Source organism: Marinomonas sp. (genome assembly GCF_965225885.1).
Taxonomy (GTDB): Bacteria; Pseudomonadota; Gammaproteobacteria; order Pseudomonadales; family Marinomonadaceae; genus Marinomonas.
Map to the genome: position 1 here is coordinate 3588013 of NZ_OZ245329.1, position 18721 is coordinate 3606733.

20 protein-coding genes are annotated in these 18721 nt (G+C 43.1%); 5 read left to right on the plus strand and 15 right to left on the minus strand.

The genetic code is table 11. The features are described 5' to 3' along the window. The first annotated feature begins 134 nt into the window (after positions 1–134). A complete protein-coding gene (locus ACO05V_RS17030) occupies positions 135–1124 on the plus strand; it encodes a 2-hydroxyacid dehydrogenase (RefSeq protein WP_421854231.1) in 990 nt (329 codons plus the stop codon). Positions 1125–1262: 138 nt separating this feature from the next. After that, a complete protein-coding gene (locus ACO05V_RS17035; protein ID WP_421854234.1) occupies positions 1263–2213 on the plus strand; it encodes a sugar-binding transcriptional regulator in 951 nt (316 codons plus the stop codon). 94 nt (positions 2214–2307) lie between these two features. Here the strand turns inward: ACO05V_RS17035 and ACO05V_RS17040 are convergent, their stop codons facing one another. The 8 genes from ACO05V_RS17040 to ACO05V_RS17075 all read right to left on the minus strand — a co-directional run bounded on the left by ACO05V_RS17040 (position 2308) and on the right by ACO05V_RS17075 (position 10706). Further along, positions 2308–2880, minus strand: coding sequence for an RpiB/LacA/LacB family sugar-phosphate isomerase (locus ACO05V_RS17040; RefSeq protein ID WP_421854237.1), 573 nt, complete (start codon positions 2878–2880; stop codon positions 2308–2310). Between the two features lie 138 nt (positions 2881–3018). Next, positions 3019–4074 carry an ABC transporter permease gene (locus tag ACO05V_RS17045; RefSeq protein WP_421854240.1) on the minus strand — a complete coding sequence of 352 codons (1056 nt, stop codon included), beginning with the start codon at positions 4072–4074 and terminating at the stop codon, positions 3019–3021. Between the two features lie 2 nt (positions 4075–4076). After that, positions 4077–5606 carry a sugar ABC transporter ATP-binding protein gene (locus tag ACO05V_RS17050; RefSeq protein ID WP_421854244.1) on the minus strand — a complete coding sequence of 510 codons (1530 nt, stop codon included), beginning with the start codon at positions 5604–5606 and terminating at the stop codon, positions 4077–4079. Continuing rightward, positions 5606–6196, minus strand: coding sequence for a DUF2291 family protein (locus ACO05V_RS17055; RefSeq protein ID WP_421854247.1), 591 nt, complete (start codon positions 6194–6196; stop codon positions 5606–5608). The genes ACO05V_RS17050 and ACO05V_RS17055 overlap by 1 nt, the downstream gene beginning before the upstream one ends. 79 nt (positions 6197–6275) lie before the next feature. Then, complete coding sequence (locus ACO05V_RS17060) at positions 6276–7208, minus strand: D-ribose ABC transporter substrate-binding protein (RefSeq protein ID WP_100187525.1); 933 nt, start codon at positions 7206–7208, stop codon at positions 6276–6278. Positions 7209–7435: 227 nt separating this feature from the next. Next, positions 7436–8920 carry an FGGY family carbohydrate kinase gene (locus ACO05V_RS17065; RefSeq protein WP_421854250.1) on the minus strand — a complete coding sequence of 495 codons (1485 nt, stop codon included), beginning with the start codon at positions 8918–8920 and terminating at the stop codon, positions 7436–7438. A gap of 18 nt (positions 8921–8938) precedes the next feature. After that, entirely contained in the window at positions 8939–9883 is a 945-nt protein-coding gene (locus ACO05V_RS17070; protein ID WP_421854253.1) for a transketolase family protein, read from the minus strand. Beyond that, on the minus strand, positions 9876–10706 hold the full coding sequence (locus ACO05V_RS17075; RefSeq protein WP_421854256.1) for a transketolase: 831 nt from the start codon (positions 10704–10706) through the stop codon (positions 9876–9878). The genes ACO05V_RS17070 and ACO05V_RS17075 overlap by 8 nt, the downstream gene beginning before the upstream one ends. 287 nt (positions 10707–10993) lie before the next feature. On the opposite strand from ACO05V_RS17075, the gene ACO05V_RS17080 reads away from it, so the two are divergent. The 3 genes from ACO05V_RS17080 to ACO05V_RS17090 all read left to right on the plus strand — a co-directional run bounded on the left by ACO05V_RS17080 (position 10994) and on the right by ACO05V_RS17090 (position 12645). Beyond that, positions 10994–11848 (plus strand): inositol monophosphatase family protein, encoded by an 855-nt coding sequence (locus ACO05V_RS17080; RefSeq protein ID WP_421854260.1) that lies wholly within the window; start codon positions 10994–10996, stop codon positions 11846–11848. 81 nt (positions 11849–11929) lie between these two features. After that, on the plus strand, positions 11930–12343 hold the full coding sequence (locus tag ACO05V_RS17085; protein ID WP_421854263.1) for a nucleotidyltransferase substrate binding protein: 414 nt from the start codon (positions 11930–11932) through the stop codon (positions 12341–12343). Further along, complete coding sequence (locus ACO05V_RS17090) at positions 12340–12645, plus strand: nucleotidyltransferase domain-containing protein (RefSeq protein ID WP_421854266.1); 306 nt, start codon at positions 12340–12342, stop codon at positions 12643–12645. The genes ACO05V_RS17085 and ACO05V_RS17090 overlap by 4 nt, the downstream gene beginning before the upstream one ends. Before the next feature lie 10 nt (positions 12646–12655). On the opposite strand, the gene ACO05V_RS17095 is transcribed toward ACO05V_RS17090, so the two are convergent. The 7 genes from ACO05V_RS17095 to ACO05V_RS17125 form a co-directional block, all read right to left on the minus strand. Continuing rightward, positions 12656–12901, minus strand: a complete 246-nt coding sequence (locus ACO05V_RS17095) for a hypothetical protein (protein ID WP_421854269.1) — start codon at positions 12899–12901, stop codon at positions 12656–12658. Between the two features lie 10 nt (positions 12902–12911). After that, a complete protein-coding gene (locus ACO05V_RS17100) occupies positions 12912–13835 on the minus strand; it encodes a viperin family antiviral radical SAM protein (RefSeq protein ID WP_421854273.1) in 924 nt (307 codons plus the stop codon). A 97-nt stretch (positions 13836–13932) separates the two neighbouring features. Further along, positions 13933–14601, minus strand: a complete 669-nt coding sequence (locus tag ACO05V_RS17105) for a hypothetical protein (RefSeq protein ID WP_421854276.1) — start codon at positions 14599–14601, stop codon at positions 13933–13935. After that, positions 14591–14983 carry a hypothetical protein gene (locus ACO05V_RS17110; RefSeq protein WP_114411885.1) on the minus strand — a complete coding sequence of 131 codons (393 nt, stop codon included), beginning with the start codon at positions 14981–14983 and terminating at the stop codon, positions 14591–14593. The genes ACO05V_RS17105 and ACO05V_RS17110 overlap by 11 nt, the downstream gene beginning before the upstream one ends. A 12-nt stretch (positions 14984–14995) precedes the next feature. After that, positions 14996–15607 (minus strand): hypothetical protein, encoded by a 612-nt coding sequence (locus ACO05V_RS17115; RefSeq protein WP_421854279.1) that lies wholly within the window; start codon positions 15605–15607, stop codon positions 14996–14998. A gap of 121 nt (positions 15608–15728) precedes the next feature. Beyond that, positions 15729–17069, minus strand: coding sequence for a restriction endonuclease subunit S (locus ACO05V_RS17120; protein ID WP_421854282.1), 1341 nt, complete (start codon positions 17067–17069; stop codon positions 15729–15731). Beyond that, a complete protein-coding gene (locus tag ACO05V_RS17125) occupies positions 17066–18700 on the minus strand; it encodes an N-6 DNA methylase (RefSeq protein WP_421854285.1) in 1635 nt (544 codons plus the stop codon). Before ACO05V_RS17125 ends, ACO05V_RS17120 begins: the two co-directional genes overlap by 4 nt. Between the last annotated feature and the right edge of the window lie 21 nt (positions 18701–18721).

Here is an 18721-nt window from a genome sequence, read left to right on the forward strand (position 1 = left end):
TAACAGCAACCCCATTGCCTTAAATCAACATATTAATCATAAAAATCACATCAACAGCCTTTTATGAGCTATACACACGTTTTTAAGTTATAACTAACATATCCATCTCTAACAAAACGACAGGATCACGTTTTATGAAAGTTGCTGTTTTTTCCTGCAAACCTTATGACAAAAGAACCCTCGCCACCTTCGCGGATGCCACCGACTTATCCATGACTTACTTTGAAAGCCGCCTAAGCATGGAAACCATCAGCTTAGTAAAAGGTTTTGATGCGATCTCTTGTTTCGTCAACGATGATGTTAACGCTGAAGTGATTCAGCATTTAAAACAACAAGGCGTCAACACCATCGCCTTGCGCTGCGCAGGATTCAATAACGTCGATCTCGATGCCGCAAAAAAACAAGGCATCAAGGTATTTCACGTGCCAGATTACAGCCCAACCTCCGTGGCCGAACACGCTGTCGCACTGATCATGACGTTAAACCGCAAAACACACCGTGCTTATCACCGAGTTAAAGAAGGCAACTTTGCGTTAGAAGGGTTAATGGGATTTAACTTAGAGGGAAAAACCGTCGGCTGCATTGGTACAGGACGAATTGGCGCGGCGTTTTGTCGCATCATGAAAGGCTTCGGCTGCAAGGTTTTATGTTATGACTTATATCCGTCACAAGAACTTATCGATCAAGGCTGCCAATACATTCCACTCGATGAGATCTACCAAAGAAGCGACATCATCAGCCTACATTGTCCTTTGAATCCCTCGACTCATCACCTCATCAACAAAGACAGCCTAGCAAAAATGAAAGACGGCGTGATGATCATCAACACCAGCCGTGGCGCATTAGTTCACGCACAAGAAGCCATTGACGCACTTTACAGCGGTAAAATCGGCAATTTAGGTCTAGATGTCTACGAGCAAGAAAACAAAATCTTCTTCGAAGACATGTCATCACACATCATCCAAGACAGCGTTTTCCAGCTTATGCTCACCTTCCCTAACGTCGTCGTGACGGGTCACCAAGGCTACTTCACCATAGAAGCGCTTAACCACATCGCTGAAACCACCGTCGACAACTTACTGCACCATCAAAGTGACAGCAGTGGTGCAAGGCAATTGGCTTGAATACTCTCACTTAGACTAGATGCGCTTGTTTAGTATGGTAGATATCATCAGCTAAACAAGCGAAAGGATAGTATTTTTGTGGTGCGACCTTTAATATTAAGGGTCAGCATAAAAGTCCGTTGAGAGACCACAAAAACAATGTCAAAAACCGACGAAAAAAGACTGCTATTAAAAATAGCCACACTCTATTACCAAGATGGTTTAAAGCAAGCAGACATCGCCAAAACACTGCGACTCTCACAATCTCAAGTGTCTCGAGCAATTACTCGATGCCTCAAAGAAGGCATAGTAAAAATCAGTGTTATCCAACCGCCTTCTGTATTTATCGGACTAGAGTCTCAAATCCAACAGCGCTTTAATGTATCCAACGTGATCGTGGTTGACATCGAAGACAACCCGAGTGATGCACAAATCAAACGCGTGATAGGTTCTTCTGCTGCTCACTATTTGGATACCTCGTTAAGAGATGGCGACCTTATTGGCATATCTTCTTGGAGTGACACCATCCGTTCGATGGTTGACCATTTGCACTCAACAAAAGCCAACGCAAAAGGCGTCATTCAAGTATTAGGCGGTGTCGGTCACAACGGTAATATTCAGGCAACTATTTTGACGCAAAATATGGCTGATATTTTGTCCTGTGACGCATTCATGTTGCCAGCACAAAGCATTGAGCGATCCTTAGAAGAAAAAAACAAACTACTTAGCACGACAGAAGTGTCGGATGTGGTTGAAATGTTCAATAAAGTAAACCTTGCCATTGTCGGCATTGGTATGTTGGAACCATCAAACTTACTGCGCAATTCAGGCAACTATTACGATACGAAAGTGTTGAAAGAACTGGCTAGCAAAGGTGCCGTAGGCGACATTTGTCTACATTACTACGATAAAGATGGTAAGCCAGTTATCAAGTTAGAAGACGATCCCGTGATTGGGATGACATTAGAACAACTCGAAGCCTGTGAACTTGTGGTGGCACTGGCGGGAGGCTTGGACAAAGTCGAAGCCATAAAAGGGGCGTTATCGGGGAATTACATTGACGTGTTAATCACAGACAGAGTCACCGCCGAAGCGATTTTGAAAGATTAATCTAAGCGACATTTCTTAACAGCCAATGCCCACCCCTGATAACGATTTAAAAAGGAATAAAACAAAACCCCAGCAAAAAGCTGGGGATATCAGCTTACTTTCCTTCAGGTCTATCCACTAGACTTAGGGTCAAGTCGCCTAATTTGTGCACTTCAAAATTATTGGCTTTGTATTCGTCGTAATCAAATGCTTCCATCTCATCCACGGCAATTTTGTGATATTCATAAAAATCTGGCCACCATTCATGATCATCACCAAATTTTGTGCTCAAGAAGGCATCAACGGCTGCCTTACCCATTTCTGGCGCGACATACCAAGCTCCCAGAGACAACACGTTAACATCGTTACCAATTACACAACGACGAGCAGCAGGAACACTTTCTACTACGCCACAACGAACACCTGGACACTTAGCCGCGGCCAAATGAACGCCCATACCAGTACCACAGAAAATAATCGCACGTTCGAACTCTTTTTCAGTGATCTTCGAGCCTGCGCGTAAACCAATGCGATGAAACATTTCCACGTCTGGATCATCAGGGTCTTTCACACCAATATCTGTAACTTCCCAGCCTTTGCTTTCCAAGTACTTAACGATAACTTCTTTAAGCGGAAAACCAGCCCAATCAGCGGCGACTAAAATCTTTTTGTCTTTTATTAATTTCATTTTTATTCTCCAAAGGACACTCTAAAGTAATAACAAATTTAGGCGATTGCTTCTTGTTTTATTATTTTCATTTAATAAACCTCTGTGTTTTTATTTTTAAATTTTTAGAATCATTTTACTAATGTCTTAACCGATAAGTTAAGATGTCAATTTTTGAGAGCTAATAGCTGCTTTGTATTGCAATTTATTCTGCATTTGATCAATGATGACAGCGATAATAATCACAAGCCCTTTTATGACCATCTGCCAAAATTCACTGACGCCCATCATGACCAAACCATCAGCCAATATACCAATAACAAAAGCCCCTATTAGCGTTCCCATTATGGTTCCGCGGCCACCCGCCAGAGACGTACCACCCAATACAACGGCCGCGATAGCGTTCATTTCAAACGCCGTCCCTGTCGCAGGATGACTAGCAACCAACTGAGAAGTCACCACAATACCAGCAACAGCAGCACACAAACCGGCGATGGTATATACCCAAATTTTAACATTATTCACTTTGATGCCCGACAGTTCAGCAGCACGTTCATTATCACCAATCGCATACACATGACGGCCAAAAGGCAATTTTTTAGCAATATATGCGATGATGGCAGCCATAATAAACATCAACCAAATTGCGATTGGCAGACCAAGAAGATACCCAGCACCAATAGCATCAAATCCTGTATTACCCAATTCAGGATTACCCTGAAGCCCAGGGAAGGTTTCACCACCAGAAAGCAACATCGCCGCCCCGCGGATAATATACATAGTCCCTAAAGTACAAATAAATGGCGCGACTTTATATCGAGTAATAATCAGTCCATTCAATGCGCCTATTAGCCCACCAATAACAATCACAATGGGTACGACAACCCAAACGCTAGGAAAAATAGCAATACCTAATGGCTCGATAATTAAACCATTAGAAATAAGATAACCAGCAACCATTCCGCAAAAACCTAATGTTGCACCAATCGATAAATCGATCCCAGCCGTTATAATGACAAAAGTAATACCTAAGGCGAGAAAAGCATTAATCGAAATATGCTTAATCATAATAATTAAGCTAGTAGGTGCTAAAAAACCATCTACGGTTAAAGAGAAAAAACCTAATATGATAAACAACGCAATAAAAGTTCTCATCTTTAAAAGAAGTAACGCAATATTACTGGTGTCGTAAAAACTACTTTTATTATTATTCATTTTTAAAATCCTTGGGCACTGGCAAAAACCAAACTTGATTCGTCTGCTTCATCTCTCAATACATTTGCGGTTATTTTCCCGTTGGACATAACCAGTATGCGATCAGAAATCGCCATAATTTCTTTTAGATCCGAAGTGGAAAATAGAATACCGATGCCTTGCTCTGACAGCTTCACCATCATTTCAAACACATCACCCTTTGCGCCCACGTCAATGCCCCGCGTTGGTTCATCTAGTAAAAGCACAGTGGGTTCTGTTAGCAAAGAGCGGCCAATAACAACCTTTTGTTGATTGCCACCACTCAAAGCTTGTATCTCAACCATAGGAGATGACACCTTGATAGAAAGTTCACTAATGGCATGGCTAACTGATTTTCTTTCTTCTAGCTCATTAATCGCAAAACGTTTTAATCGCTTCCACAAACTGGACATAGACAAGTTATTTGAAACCGAACTAATAGGAAAAATACCAGACTGTTTTCGATCTTCAGGAACCAAACCAATCCCCATTTTTATTCGCTCTGAGGTCGATGTTTTTGCATTGATATTTTGATTGTTCAAAGAAAAAATGCCGGAGTAATCTGCTTTACCAACTAGGCACTCAAACAATTCAGTTCTTCCGGCTCCCATCAAGCCATAAATACCAACAATCTCCCCAGCTCTTAATGAAAATGAAACCTCATCAACCAAACGAGATTCAGCGTCATTAATCTGAGTAATGCCTTTTGCTTCTAGCACCACATCACCAAAAGTTCGACCGGGCTTTAAGAAGTTGCTCACAGGATCGCTACCCAACATTTCCCGTACAATCCACGCCACATCAATCTCGTTAACCAAAGCGGAAGACTGAAATTTACCGTCTCTCAAAATAGTGATGTATTGACCTATTTCCATCAGCTCTTCTAAGCGATGAGAAATATAGACAATCGACACGCCCTGACTGGTCAGATCATTAATGACATCAAATAAAATCTTCACTTCTTTTTTACTTAACGCAGAAGTAGGTTCATCTAATATCAAAATATCAACATTGGTAATCAGAGATTTGGCAATTTCGACTAACTGCTTTTGACCCACTTTTAAATTGCCCACCAATTCATTCGGATCAATGTCTTGTTTTAATCGTGCCATGACCTCTTTGGATATCTGATTTTGACTCTTGGTATCTATCGGCGACAGACCTGTTTGTTTTTCGCGCCCCAAGAAAAGATTTTCAGCAACAGAAAGGTTCTCAGACAAATTTAATTCTTGATGAACCATGCCAATACCATGCTGTGCAGCAAACCTAGGGCTAGTAATATTGATGGCCTCTCCTTTCAAATAGAGTTGCCCCTCTGAAGGCTGCTGAACACCAGAAATAATTTTCATCAAGGTCGACTTGCCAGCGCCATTTTCACCAATAATGACATTTACGGCGCCTTTATAGACCTTATAAGTCACCTGATCTAACGCTTTGGTACCAGGAAATATCATGGAAATATTTTCTGCTTTTAGGATGACATTCTCATCAGCGATTTCATCAAGTACCGACATTACAAAGCCCCCTCTTTAATCTCTAAAGGAACAGCATAAGTAATCTTATTGTTGTTAATCGTCACAGCAGCAAGCACATTGACTGTTTTTCCAGCCCAACTTGCATCAGGTTGAATAATTTGGCTGATAGACTTTTTATTTAAGGCTTTCGATAATTGAGCAAATTGAATTTGGTTTTTAAATTTATCAAAAGAGATAATAGAAGCAGAATCCCGAATGGAATTGCCTTTAATAATAGAGCCTATTTGTAGCTCAATGTCGTAATCACCACTTTTTATGATCAGAGATTTTTTAATAACTGACTCATCTAAACTGCTAACAACCCCCTGAAATCTTACAAAAGACACTAAACTGGTATCTTTTTTAATGCTTGATAACTCGACGGCATTATCTCGTGCATCTTTCTTAACTAAAGGCCAAAGCTTTTCAGATATTGCCTCCGGCGTCATGTTTTTGAGCAACCCAGCCTCGGCAGCAGACATGGGAATAATAGGTTTACCATTTTCATCTAAATCAACAACGTGACAACCCGCTAAACTAATAGTCATAGCGCTCAAAAATAATATTTTAAATACAGCATTTTTAAACATTTTCTACATCCTTTGGCACTTATAATTTCCAAACGAAGAGGAAATAAAGCCAAAACTTGGCTTTATTTCCGAGTGGTCATTACTTCAATGCAAAAGTATCTAATTGATTAGCATTAGACTCGTCGATTAGCACACAATCCATAAGCTGCTTCTCTTCTAAGCCTGTAGAACCTGTTTTAATGTATTTATCTGCTTGAACAACCGCCATTTGAGCTTGTTCCCAAGCTGGCTGCAATACAGTGGCTTTTATGTTCGCCCCCGCCAGAATAGAGTCACGAACGTAGTCGCTTCCATCAAAGCCAACAACAATAACATCACTGCGGCCAGCGGCTTTTAAAGCAGCTTCGGCACCCAATGCCATAGTATCGTTCCCTGAAATTACCCCTTTAATATCAGGATGTGCTTGTAGAATAGACTCCATACGAGTGAACGCTTCTGTTTGACTCCAGTTTGCCGTTTGCTGAGCCACCATTTTAAGGCCAGTGTAGTCATCAATCACATCATGATAACCCTGAGAGCGAACTCGGGCATTGGTGTCAGACTCACGACCCAATAATTCAACATAGGAGCCTTCCGCGCCCATTAGCTCAACAAATTTCTCAGCACCTAACTGCGCACCTTGATAATTGTTCGAAACAATCTGCGAAACAGCAACGCCCGTTTTATTGATTTCTCGGTCAATAAGAAACGCTGGCACACCAGCCGCTTTGGCTTTTTCAAGCGCGCCAATGGTGACGTCAGCTCCAGCATTATCAAGGATAATAGCTTTTGCTTTTCTTGCTATCGCCGTCGAAATTAACTGATCTTGCTTATTAGCGTCATCATCATGGGACACAACAAGCGTCGTATAACCTAACGCTTCCGCTTTGGCTTTAGCGCCCATCGCTTCAGATTTAAAGAACGGATTATCATGAGAAGGCGTGATGATAGCGATCAACCCACTTGCTGAGGCAACCCCAGAGAAGGCAACAGATAAACCAAACAAAGCAGAGATAAGGATTTTCTTATTCATATTATTACCCTTTTTGAATATTTATTCAAACTTAGTTATTTATGCAATTACAGTGTAATAAACACCTCAGTAGATGTCTACATCACCAATGAAATAAATTAAAATGAAGCATTCTTTGTTTAAAAAAAGACAAAGAGGAAAATAAAAAATTAATAAAATCAAATAGATATAACGGATCAGCCATTACATCAATGATTCATATTTAATGCTTTTCATCTAACAAAGTATTAAACCGACAATCTAGATTTCTTAACCGCCAATGCCCAACCCTGATAGCGATTTTGCCAGTAGTCATATTTGTCTTTTCTAGGCGTAAATAAATGACTGTGACTTTCTAATTGGGTGAGTTCTTCCTCGTTCTTCCACCAACCAATGGCCAACCCGGCAAGATATCCTGCTCCTACAGCAGAGACTTCCGCCACTTCCCCCCGACGAATAGTAACGCCTAACAAGTCCGCTTGAGCTTGCATCAACCAATCGTTGAGCGTCGGACCACCATCTACAGACAAATATTCAATCTTTTCTGGCAGCTCTTCCGCTATCAGATTAAACACATCCGCCACTTGAAAAAGCACTGATTCAAACGCAGCGCGAGCAATATCCGCTCGCTCAGTCGCACTTTTCAAGCCACAAAACACACCTGTCGCCTCCAAATCCCAATAAGGAGCGCCAAGCCCTGACAAAGCCGGCACAAAAAATACCGAATGATCGACATCAGCTTGCGCGGCCAACTGACACATCGTCTCCATATCTTCAACACCCAACATACGTCGAGCCCAATCGATTGCCGATCCCGTATGGGTAATATTGCCTTCTAAACCATAAAACAATGCCGAATCATCCCAAGCAATGGTCGTACTGATTTCATTCCGTATCTTAGGCAATGTCGGCATCGCCGCCATTACTGAACTGCCAGTCCCATAAGTTGCCTTAACCACTCCGGTTTGATAGCCGCCATGACCGTATAAAGCAGCGTGAGAATCGCCAATTTGCGACGCAATCGGAATACCTTGCAAAAGCACACCAAATTCATGGGTCAAACCCACCACATGGGAAGAAGGCACAACGACAGGCAAAGCCGCCGCTGCAATGCCTAAACGTTCTAAAATAGTCTCGTCCCAAACTTGCTTCTCAATATTATAAAGCTGTGTTCGAGAAGCATTAGACGCATCCGTCACAAACACATTATTGGCAGTCATATTCCAAACCATCCAAGAATTCATTGTGCCTATGCAAATTTCTCCTCTCTCAGCTCGGCCATGACCATCTGGGATCTGCTGAAGAGCCATAGACACTTTCGTAGCAGGAAACATAGGATCGAGGATCAAGCCAGTTGCCTGCTGAACATATTGACTAAAAACGTCGTCCTTTCGCAGTACTTCGCAAAGCGATTCAGAACGACGACATTGCCAGCTCATAACTTGAGTTAAAGGCTTCCCGCTACTTGTTTCCCAAAGCACAACAGATTCTCGCTGATTACTGATCGCCACCGCCTCAATAACCACCTCATCAGCAACAGAATTGACCGCCAAGGCGATAGAGGCTTTCATCTTTTCAATGATCTCAAAAGGATCTTGCTCAACCAGACCCGCTGACGGATGACTAATCGACAAAGCAACAGAACCTTTACCAATAACCTCTCCGCGCTTATTCAAAAGCAGCGACTTCACATTTGTCGTACCTTCATCTATCGCTAAAATTACATTACGCATTCGATGTCTCGCTTTGCACTATTTTTCACTAACCAATTGTTGGCAAACAGCAACAATACCCATGCTATCGATAGAAAGCATTTTACGAGTATAGGGACGATCTCCTGCGGCCGCATAAGCACCATCGCCGACACCAAGACGTACCAACTTAGCCACAATGCCCTGCTCTGCCATGGTTTCTGCAATCACACTGCCCAGCCCACCATTAATATTATGTTCTTCCACACTAATAATGTGTTTCGTCTCGCCAAGCATCTGACCCAAAGTACTTTTATTAAGAGGCCGAATAGATGACACATTAACCACTGAAACGTCTATTCCTTGCTCTTTCAATGCGTCCGATGCCGCGACAGCTTCGTGAACCACAGACCCTAGCGCACAGATAACCACGTCTTTACCGCTACGAAGTAAAGATGGCTCCCCTGCAATAAACCGATAATGTTCATCATGCAATTCTGGCAAAGCTTTGCCGTCCATACGAATATACACAGGGCCTTTTTCAGCAATGGCGTATTCAATGATTTGTTTGCATTCAATAGGACAACCCGGTGCAAAAATCTTAATATTGCCAAACCCACGCATGACGCTAATGTCATCAATAGAATGATGTGTACTGGCCAATGGCCCATAGCTTGCGCCAGAGTTAAGACCAAATAACTTCACATTGGTATTGTTGTAACAAACATCGACTTTGACTTGTTCATTAGACCGTGAAATTAAAAAAGGCGCGGCGTTACAAGTCACAGCGACCTTCCCCGCGAGCGCTAAACCTGCCGCGGTACCAACCATCGCTTGCTCTGCAATCCCCACATTCACCAGACGATCAGGAAACGCCTCCACAAAAGGTTTTATTTTGGCAGTGGAAGTTGAATCAGCAACAACAGGTACAAGATCTACGCCTTTGTTTACCGCTTCTATAAAGCACTGCACCATGATATTGGCAAAATGTTCACTGTTAGACATCGCTTAGCTCCTTCAATGCAAGTTCTACTTCTTCACCTTTTGGCACTCTATGATGCCATTCAGGACGGCCAGCAATAAAAGAAACTCCAGCGCCTTTCGTAGTATTGGCAATCACCACATTGGGTTTACCTTCAGCTTTAAGGCCTTCCAATGTCTCCACCACGGAAGCAACATTATTGCCATCACATTGAGTGACAGTAAAACCAAACGCCTGCCATTTTTTATCTAGCGGGTCGGTTTTCATAATAGATTCGGTTGAGCCTGCCAACTGCAGTTTATTTTTATCATTAATTACAATAAGGTTATCCAGCTTATAATGGGCAGCTACTAACGCGGCCTCCCAGTTACTGCCTTCGGCTAACTCACCATCTCCCGTTAATACATACACCTTTCTTGGGCTAGCATCACGTTTCGCCGCCAAAGCCAATCCAACAGCAACAGGCAAACCATGACCTAAAGCCCCCGTATTTAACTCCTCTCCTGGCGTTTTCTGACGCACAGGATGACCAGGCAAATGAGAGTCGTTATGTTGATACGTCGGCAGCCATGCTTCAGGAAAATAACCCGCCTCAGCCAAACAACAGTAATAACCACCGACAGCATGACCTTTGGATTGGATATAAATATCTCGCGTATCATCTGCCAACCGATCAGGAGCGCAATTCAATATACGAAAATACAACGCAGTGATAATTTCCACCTGCGAAAGATCCGCACCAGTATGACCACCTGCTGGACTATCAGCATTGAGCCTTATTATTTTTCTTCTAATCGCTCGAGACTTATTTTCAAGCTCTTCAATGCCAAGCTGGAAAGGATTCATACATCCTCCTAATGAATATTTTTTGGATTTATTTTCAGTTATGAATATTTATTCAATTTAGGTAAAAAAACTAGCCCGAATTAGCCTATACTTTTCCGCCTATTAGTAGGCAATCATCACAAAACGAATATTTATTCACAACCGGATCTTTATCCTGACCTTTTAATTTAGTCTTGTCAATACAGCTCACCTTAAAGCTAAAATCCTTTCTTGCTGATCAACAAACCGTCACACTCATCAGGTATAATTCTTATCCCTTTAAAAAATGCAAAAAGGAATGGCAGCGTATGAACCTCGATAAAACCACTCAAGAAAGACTGATCAGCATCGTCCGTATAGCAGGCCAAGAGATTGTCATGCCTAGCTTTCGCCAGTTAAGCGCCGCCGATGTAGAAACCAAAAGCAGCTTAACGGACCTTGTCACCATTGCCGACAAAGCCAGTGAGGCGTTTATTACCGATGAAATTCAGCAAGCGTTTCCTGATTGGGAGATCGTAGGTGAAGAAGCCGTAGCCGAAGATCCATCGACTACCGATAAAATTGGTACAGCAGACACCTGCGTCATCATCGATCCAATCGATGGTACTTGGAATTACGCTCATGGCTTATCAGATTTCGGCATCATACTCGCCGTAGTAGTGAAAGGCGTAACACGTTTTGGCTTGCTGTATGACCCAGTAAACGACGACTGGATTTACGCCAACCTAGGCGAAGGCGCGTTTTTCCAACGCACTGCAATGAATGAAAAAGGCAAGAATCAAACTCCAGTTCAAGCGCTACTTGCCTTGCACATCACTGCAGAACCAAATCTAGATAAACTCGCTGGCATCATGTCGGTTAACTCTTATACCGACGAGAAAAAACAAGACTTTGCTCTCAAAGCCTCTCGCTTTGTACGCATCAACAACTTGCCCTCTTGCCCAGCATATCGACAAATCGCCCAAGGTCACTTCAACTTCAGTCTGACTTACAAAATGCTGCCTTGGGATCACGCCGCTGGCGTACTAATTCACACCGAAGCTGGCGGTATCTGCCGAACACTCGACGGCCAAGAATACAGCCCAACCATGCTAGACGGCGAAATGCTCGCCGCCCAGTCAGAACAACAATGGCAAGAGCTGGCGGAGCATTTTAGGAAATAGGCCGAACAAAAAACCGCACTTTTACTCAACGTAATCTGTGGCATAATGCCAAAACATATAGAGCAAAGAGACGACAAGGTCATGACCGAAGAAAATCTACCATCAGAACGTTGGAAACAACGATTTCAAAATTATAAAAAAGCCTTGCTGCAACTAAACGAAGCCGTAGAAGCCTACGACGAAAAATCGCCAAACATCATAAAAGAAGGCGTGCTACAGAGATTCGAATTCACTCACGAACTGGCTTGGAAAGTTTTAAAAGACTACCTTGAATACGAAGGTCATCAAAACATCACAGAATCAAGAACCGCAACAAGACTGGCGTTTAACATTGGCCTAATTGAAGATGGTCAAACATGGATGGACATGATCGAAAGTCGTAACAAAACGGTACATGCCTACGATGCGAGTATTCTTGAAACAGAATTTTCAAAGGTACGAGAAAGTTATAACGCCTGCTTCATCCAACTCAAAGAAAAACTCTCCACCCTATGATCCTTTCCCAATTCGGTATTCCAACTAGCTTACTACAAAAAATGTCTGAGACTTTTTCAAAGTATCCCGACATTGAAAAAGTAACTCTGTTTGGCTCCCGCGCCACAGGGAATTTTCGAAACGGCTCAGATATAGACCTTTCTATTTCAACACCAAAAGCAGACATCATTGCCACACTTCGCATTGAACTCGACGATTTAAACAGCCCGTATTTGATAGACTTGGTGGATGAAAACAACCTCACCAACCAAGCCTTGTTGAAACAGATTCGAGAATCAGGGGTGGTTATCTACACCTCCTAACTTTCTACGTTTACCTAAAACGCTTATCAAAAGTTGAGTGCTTCATAATCTCATAAGCGCCTGTGCGTATACTTCCTTTCGCAACAACTAAGCGGTAACTACGATTTAATCTCAGACGATACATCCCTCTTCGGCAACGCAAAGCCTTCCATTTTCGCAGCCTGGTTTCATTGGCGATTAGGCGATGTATTTCTTTCCACGCTTTCTTCTGAATATGCTTAGGTATCACGTCATACTCTTTTACTTGAATAGTCATAAATTCCTCCTCAAACCATAACTGAAGGAATAAGCTGATATCGCTGCTTAAAACCAGATACGTTAAAAGGAACCTGACTAAGTGCTTGCTCGACACCCGCAGTCAAAATCGAATCACTGACGATATAACCGCCGCCCGCATCGGAATTTTGGTAAAAACGCCCTTCGGGATTGATCATAAGATAGGTGTGTGTCATGGCATCATTGTCTTCTTCAACAATGATGCTAGATAGCGCAGCATGTCGCTGAACATAAGCTTGATATTCAACCTGAGTGATCGTCAACTGATGATCATGCACAGGTAAAACGCGTAACAGCTTCCATTTATTTGGCTTAATTTCACCCATCAAATCCAGCAAACTATCATTGCAATTTACAGCATTCACCACTGTATTCAGCTTTAAAATCCCAGTGGGATTCAACGAACGATAACGGGCGCTCATCTGCACCAATTGTTCAGCATCAATCCAACGTTGCTTGCGATCAACACGACCAATGCCCTGAGCTAAAGTATGATCCGCCGTATCGTAACTAATCCCCAACACATCTAACGAGGGTGCCAGTTCATCCAAAATATCGTTAGTAAGATAATGCCCATTGGTAATCAAAGACGTTCGAAAACCTAACCGATTCGCAAACTTAACAGCATCAAGAAAACGCTGACCGAGCAACATAGGCTCGCCGCCAGCAAAATTAAGGCGCACGTTCTGATAACCCATTTCAGCTTGTAATGGATTAGGACGTAGGAAATAGTCTGCAAGATTTTGTAGAAGGGACTCCACTTGGCCTGACAAACGATGAAGCTCGTTTTTTGCTTCTAAGTCATCCCAAGTGGCATAACAGTAGCTGCACTGATAGTTACAGCTTTCTGTCATGTGGAAATTGATTACAAGGTCTGTGTTTGCGGTATGTGTTACTGAAATAAGTGCTGTCATGTTGAACCTCCGTTTGTTGTCAACGGAAACCAGATTCAACTTGTGCACTGCACAACATAGATTTTTTTAAATCTATTTCTCTTTTCTACAAAGCAAATTAAAGCTTGAGCATAAAGTCTAAAAGATCATCCACCTCTTCCGCTTCATGGATTTTCTTATCTATCTCAGCCTTCAGCTCGGCCACACCAGAAGCATTCGCATCCAATTGATAAATCAAGGCTTTCGCCTCTAGCCATTCACCATCTAAGTATTTCATTAGAATACTATCCATAGGTTCCAGCACAGCCGCTTGAGCCAACAAAACACGAAGCAACGAGCCGTTATTGCCAAGAGTTGCCTGAGGCAAGGTTTTAAACGGATTCGGCAAACGCGCCGCCCTGAGGTCAAAATCCCCTTCAAGGCAGGAAACAAAAGCCGTTGCCTCGCTACTTGAAAGCGCAATCCCCGCCAGCGAATGCTGACGAGTAAACATGGCTTTCACTATCTCGGCACATTGCTGGCGCTTCTTAGGCTCACTGAAAATCGCCTTCACTTCTTTTGAATCAGCAAAAACAGCGCTCAACAACATGGCATTGAACAAGGTATCAAGCTCTGTTTGAGGGATAAACTTGCTCTTCTTATGAACAATTAACTCTTCTTTAAAAGTCAAAAGGTCGTTGCGCAAAAAAGAATTTGCCTTGGTTCGTAACGAGGGAACCTCCCTCAGCAGTTCCGAACCAAATAACAGTTTCAGCGCTTCTGGAATGCTGTAGTAGTTAGGTTCCACAATAAGCTGCCTTCAAAATAGAACTGGATTTCTTATATTTGAGTTGCGATTCGGTTAGGTTTGAATGAGCAATTCTTTCGGCCAATTGATACCAAGAACTTGTATAGCTGCTACAGCCATGATTGTGCTCTAAGAATTGCATAGTAGCTCCAATACAGTAGCCAGCTTTAATACCTTCGTTTAAAGAAGTGCGTTGACCTGCTAAGAGCTCGGCTTTACCACGCTTATCGTAGATTTCAATGACCTCTCGACAAGCGCTAACAAGAAGTGAACCACTATTATTAATAGGAATATCACCGCGAGCAAACGCCTGACTGCTTAACACCAAAGACAAACAAACCAATACAACACGAGTATTTATATTCATTTTAAAACCAGTCATTCAAAAATCCTTTTATTGTTTATTATCAGTATTCATGGAATCAGCGCGTGTATTACCAGTGCTGTCTGTAAAAAAATCGGTTTTGTCTTCTGTAGAATCAGCGGATGCCGGCTCAGTCTCTTGAACTTTTTCTGAATCATGCTTTTTAGCGTCTTTCGGTATCCATCCTAATTTAGGCAACGGAGTCAAAGCATAAAGAGCCACGAGGTACACAACAAAAAAGACCAAATAGATATCATCTTTTTGAAAGTCACTAACGCCAAGCTGTTCTTTTTTTGAAATTAAAACGAGAATCAAGCAACTCACCGTGAGATAAAACGCAGCGGCACCAGCCGAGATAACGACATACCTTGTTACAATCTCACTAAAAGATTCACCTACTGACCCACTTCGAACAAAAAACCGACGCAAGACAACGATGAAGAGAAAAAAGCCCAACAGCTCAAGATTATCCAACTCATTCAAACTTAGGTTTCCATCGAACGGCAGATAAAACAGAAAGTACAAGCTCACAAACCAGAGAATTACAGTAACAAAGATTATAAAAAGTGACATAAAAAAAGAAACAGTATGCCCAACCATAAGATCTATTACGTTGAGTATTTTCTTAGTTATTAACCACATAAAAATTTCGTCCTTAAAATGTATTATTCGTTATTTTTGATTAAAATTTAGCAAAACACACCTGCCTGCTCCTCCCCCTGCTAAGGGGGAGCTGGGAGGGGGTTAACTCTTCTCTATCTTTTTACTTTTTCTTCCCAACCTTCTTTGCGGCCTTGGCGAGCGCTTCGCTTTCGGCACGGGCGGTGGCGATGCGTTTGAGCAGTTGGTCGGCGGGTTCGTCGGTTGGATCTTGTGGTACGATTTCGCCGCGGAAAGCTTTGGCTAAGATGGATTGGGTGAGTTTATCGACACGCTGTTGGGCTTTTTGCACTTGTTTTTCGATGGTGTCGGCAAAGGCAAAGTATTGATCCACAAGGCGGACGATTTCGGTTTGTTCTTCTATTAAAGGAAGATTAATCGGTATCTCTCTTACCTTATTTAAATTCAAGTTAGGCTGATTTCCACCTGCAGCAGCTTTCCGTGTTTCTTCATAATTTTCTAGCAGCCTGAGCTTTACAAAAGAGGTCAACGCTACCTCTTTTTTTACAGTTATTGCCGCGCAAGCTTGATTACACGTTGCATCAAAAGTCAATTCGGTTACTTGACCTCTAGTTTTGCCTTCACCATACATAGCTAAAAGCAAAGTGCCCTTTCCAAATAGCTTCAACTTGCAATTATCGACAGCAAATTGGGAGACATATTGTTCGGCCTTATAGCAAAACAAACTGCCAGTAGCACTACTCGTTAGCCAAGGCACACTTGGGCTATCCCAATAACTAGACTCAGTTCGCTTTGGTGTTTTACCTGTTGAAACAGATGCTACATCGCCAACACAAGACTCTTGCCATGAAGATATATGATTCCCCCTCCACTCCTCGGTCAATTTCCCACTGACTGCGGCGGCGAGGACGGATTGGCGGAAGCGTTTGAGGATGGCGGGGATGCCGTCGAGGCGGGCTTTAATGGTGTCCACCTGCGCCAAAACTTGATCCAGTTTTTCGACAATGCGTTTTTGCTCGGCTAGAGGAGCTAAACTAAGTTGGAGTGTCTTAAGCTTTGTGCCATTTACATTTGGCTGACCTATACCTTCTTGCTTTTCTATAATCTGTTTCCAGTATTTTGGAGAATGAAGAAACCAAGCAACGTATTTTGGTAATATATATGACGCAACTCTTAAACGGATCAAATAAGAAGCATATACGGAGTTTTCAATTGCATTTTCAATAAGAAAAGATTTACCAACCGTTGCACCAGTTCGAGCAACAACGATATCTTCATTCGCTAAAAGGGCTTTTTCAAACCTTGAATCATAATGACAGAAAGGAACTGTTTCCCAGTCAACCTTGTTATTCTGAATATCAGTTATACGAAGCATTCTCAGATCTCCTTGGTGTGGATCTGACTTTGCTGTAACGCCGTAACTTACATCTGATGTAATTCTATCAATTGTCGTCTCAACCCACCCTTTCGGCAATTCGCTCACGCTTGGCCTCCAAATAGCTCACTTTGGCCTTTTTTATTGCCTTGCTCTGGATTCCCTTCGACGGCTTTTTCTTCCAGTCCAAAAGCTTGTTCTAGCAGTTGCTTTTGCGCTTCGGCTTCGTCGTCGGCACCGAGGGCTTGCATGAGTTGGTAAAGTTCGCTCATGGCTTCGGTCAGTTCGGCCATGGCTTCGCCGGCTAAGATGTCTGGCTCGGGGAGGTTTTCGGAGTTGCTGGCTTCTAGGTCTTTTAGCCAAGCGATGTCTAGGCTGTCGCCTTTTTGCTCGCGAATATAGTCGCGGCTGAATTTGCGCCAGCGGGCGTTGTCTTGAACTTCTTCAACCGATAAACCATCAATTTCGCCCAGCTGTTGGTAGATTCCTTCTGTGCGTGGAGATTGGCCGTTGGCGTCTTCCCCATAGGCGGCGATAAAGCCATCAAAATGGGCGTTGGTTAACATGCGGCGTTTGCCAAAGGTTTGCATATTGGTTCGCATGTCATAGACCCAGGTTTCTTGGGTGCAATCCACGTCTTGATGAGGGTTGTCTGGGGTGCCTTTTTGGAAAAACAGCACGTTGGTTTTCACGCCTGCGGCGTAGAAGATGCCCGTCGGCAAACGCAAAATCGTGTGTAAGTTGCACTTGTTCATTAGGTCGCGGCGAATGTCTGTGCCCTTGCCACCTTCGAATAACACGTTATCGGGAATCACCACGGCGGCGCGGCCACCGGGTTCCAGCGTTTCGACAATGTGTTGCATAAAACACAATTGTTTGTTGCTGGTTGAGTACACAAAAGTACGAGTAATGTTGGTGCTAGAAGCACTGCCAAACGGCGGATTAGACAAGACCAAATTGGCTTTTTGCAATTGTTCGCCATCGGCGCTTAGAGTATTGCCAAGGTGTATCGCGCCGTGTTCGTCGTCGCCTTCTATGTCGTGCAATAGGCAGTTCATCAAGGCCAAACGGCGGGTTTCTGGTACGAGCTCCACGCCAATAAAAGCACGCTTGCTTTGGTATTCGGCATCGTCGTCGCTTAGATCGTTTAAGTCGTTGGTGTGGGCTTTGATGTATTTGTCGGCTTCGATCAAGAAACCGGCGGTGCCGGCGGCTGGATCTTGGATGATCTCGCGCGGTTGCGGCTTCATCAGCTCAACAATGGCGCTAATCAAGGGACGCGGCGTGAAATATTGCCCAGCGCCGGATTTGGTTTCGTTGGCGTTTTTCTGTAACAAGCCTTCGTACATGTCGCCAAAGTCGTCACGGCCTTTGCCGGTGCCGTCGGTATCGTACCAGTCCAGTTTGTCCATGTTGTTGATCAGTTCGGTCAATTGCGCTGGCTGAGTAATGGTGGTCGAGGCATTCAAAAAAATGGCTTGCACGATGGGATGATGCGCGCCATCCAGTTTGTTCAATAGGTCTTTGTAAAAGCTATGTTGCTCTAAACCGATTTTGCTTTTCAGGTCTTGCCAACGAAATCCTTCTGGCAGTAATTCGGTTTCTTGCCCTGTTTGCTCGCACATTTTCAGGAACAATAAAGACGCCAATTCGTTGACGTAGTTTTGGTAGGACACGCCACCGTCGCGTAGGTTGTCACACAGCTTCCAGAGTTTGGCGACCAGTTCGTTGTTGTTCATATAATGTCTCTTACCGATAGG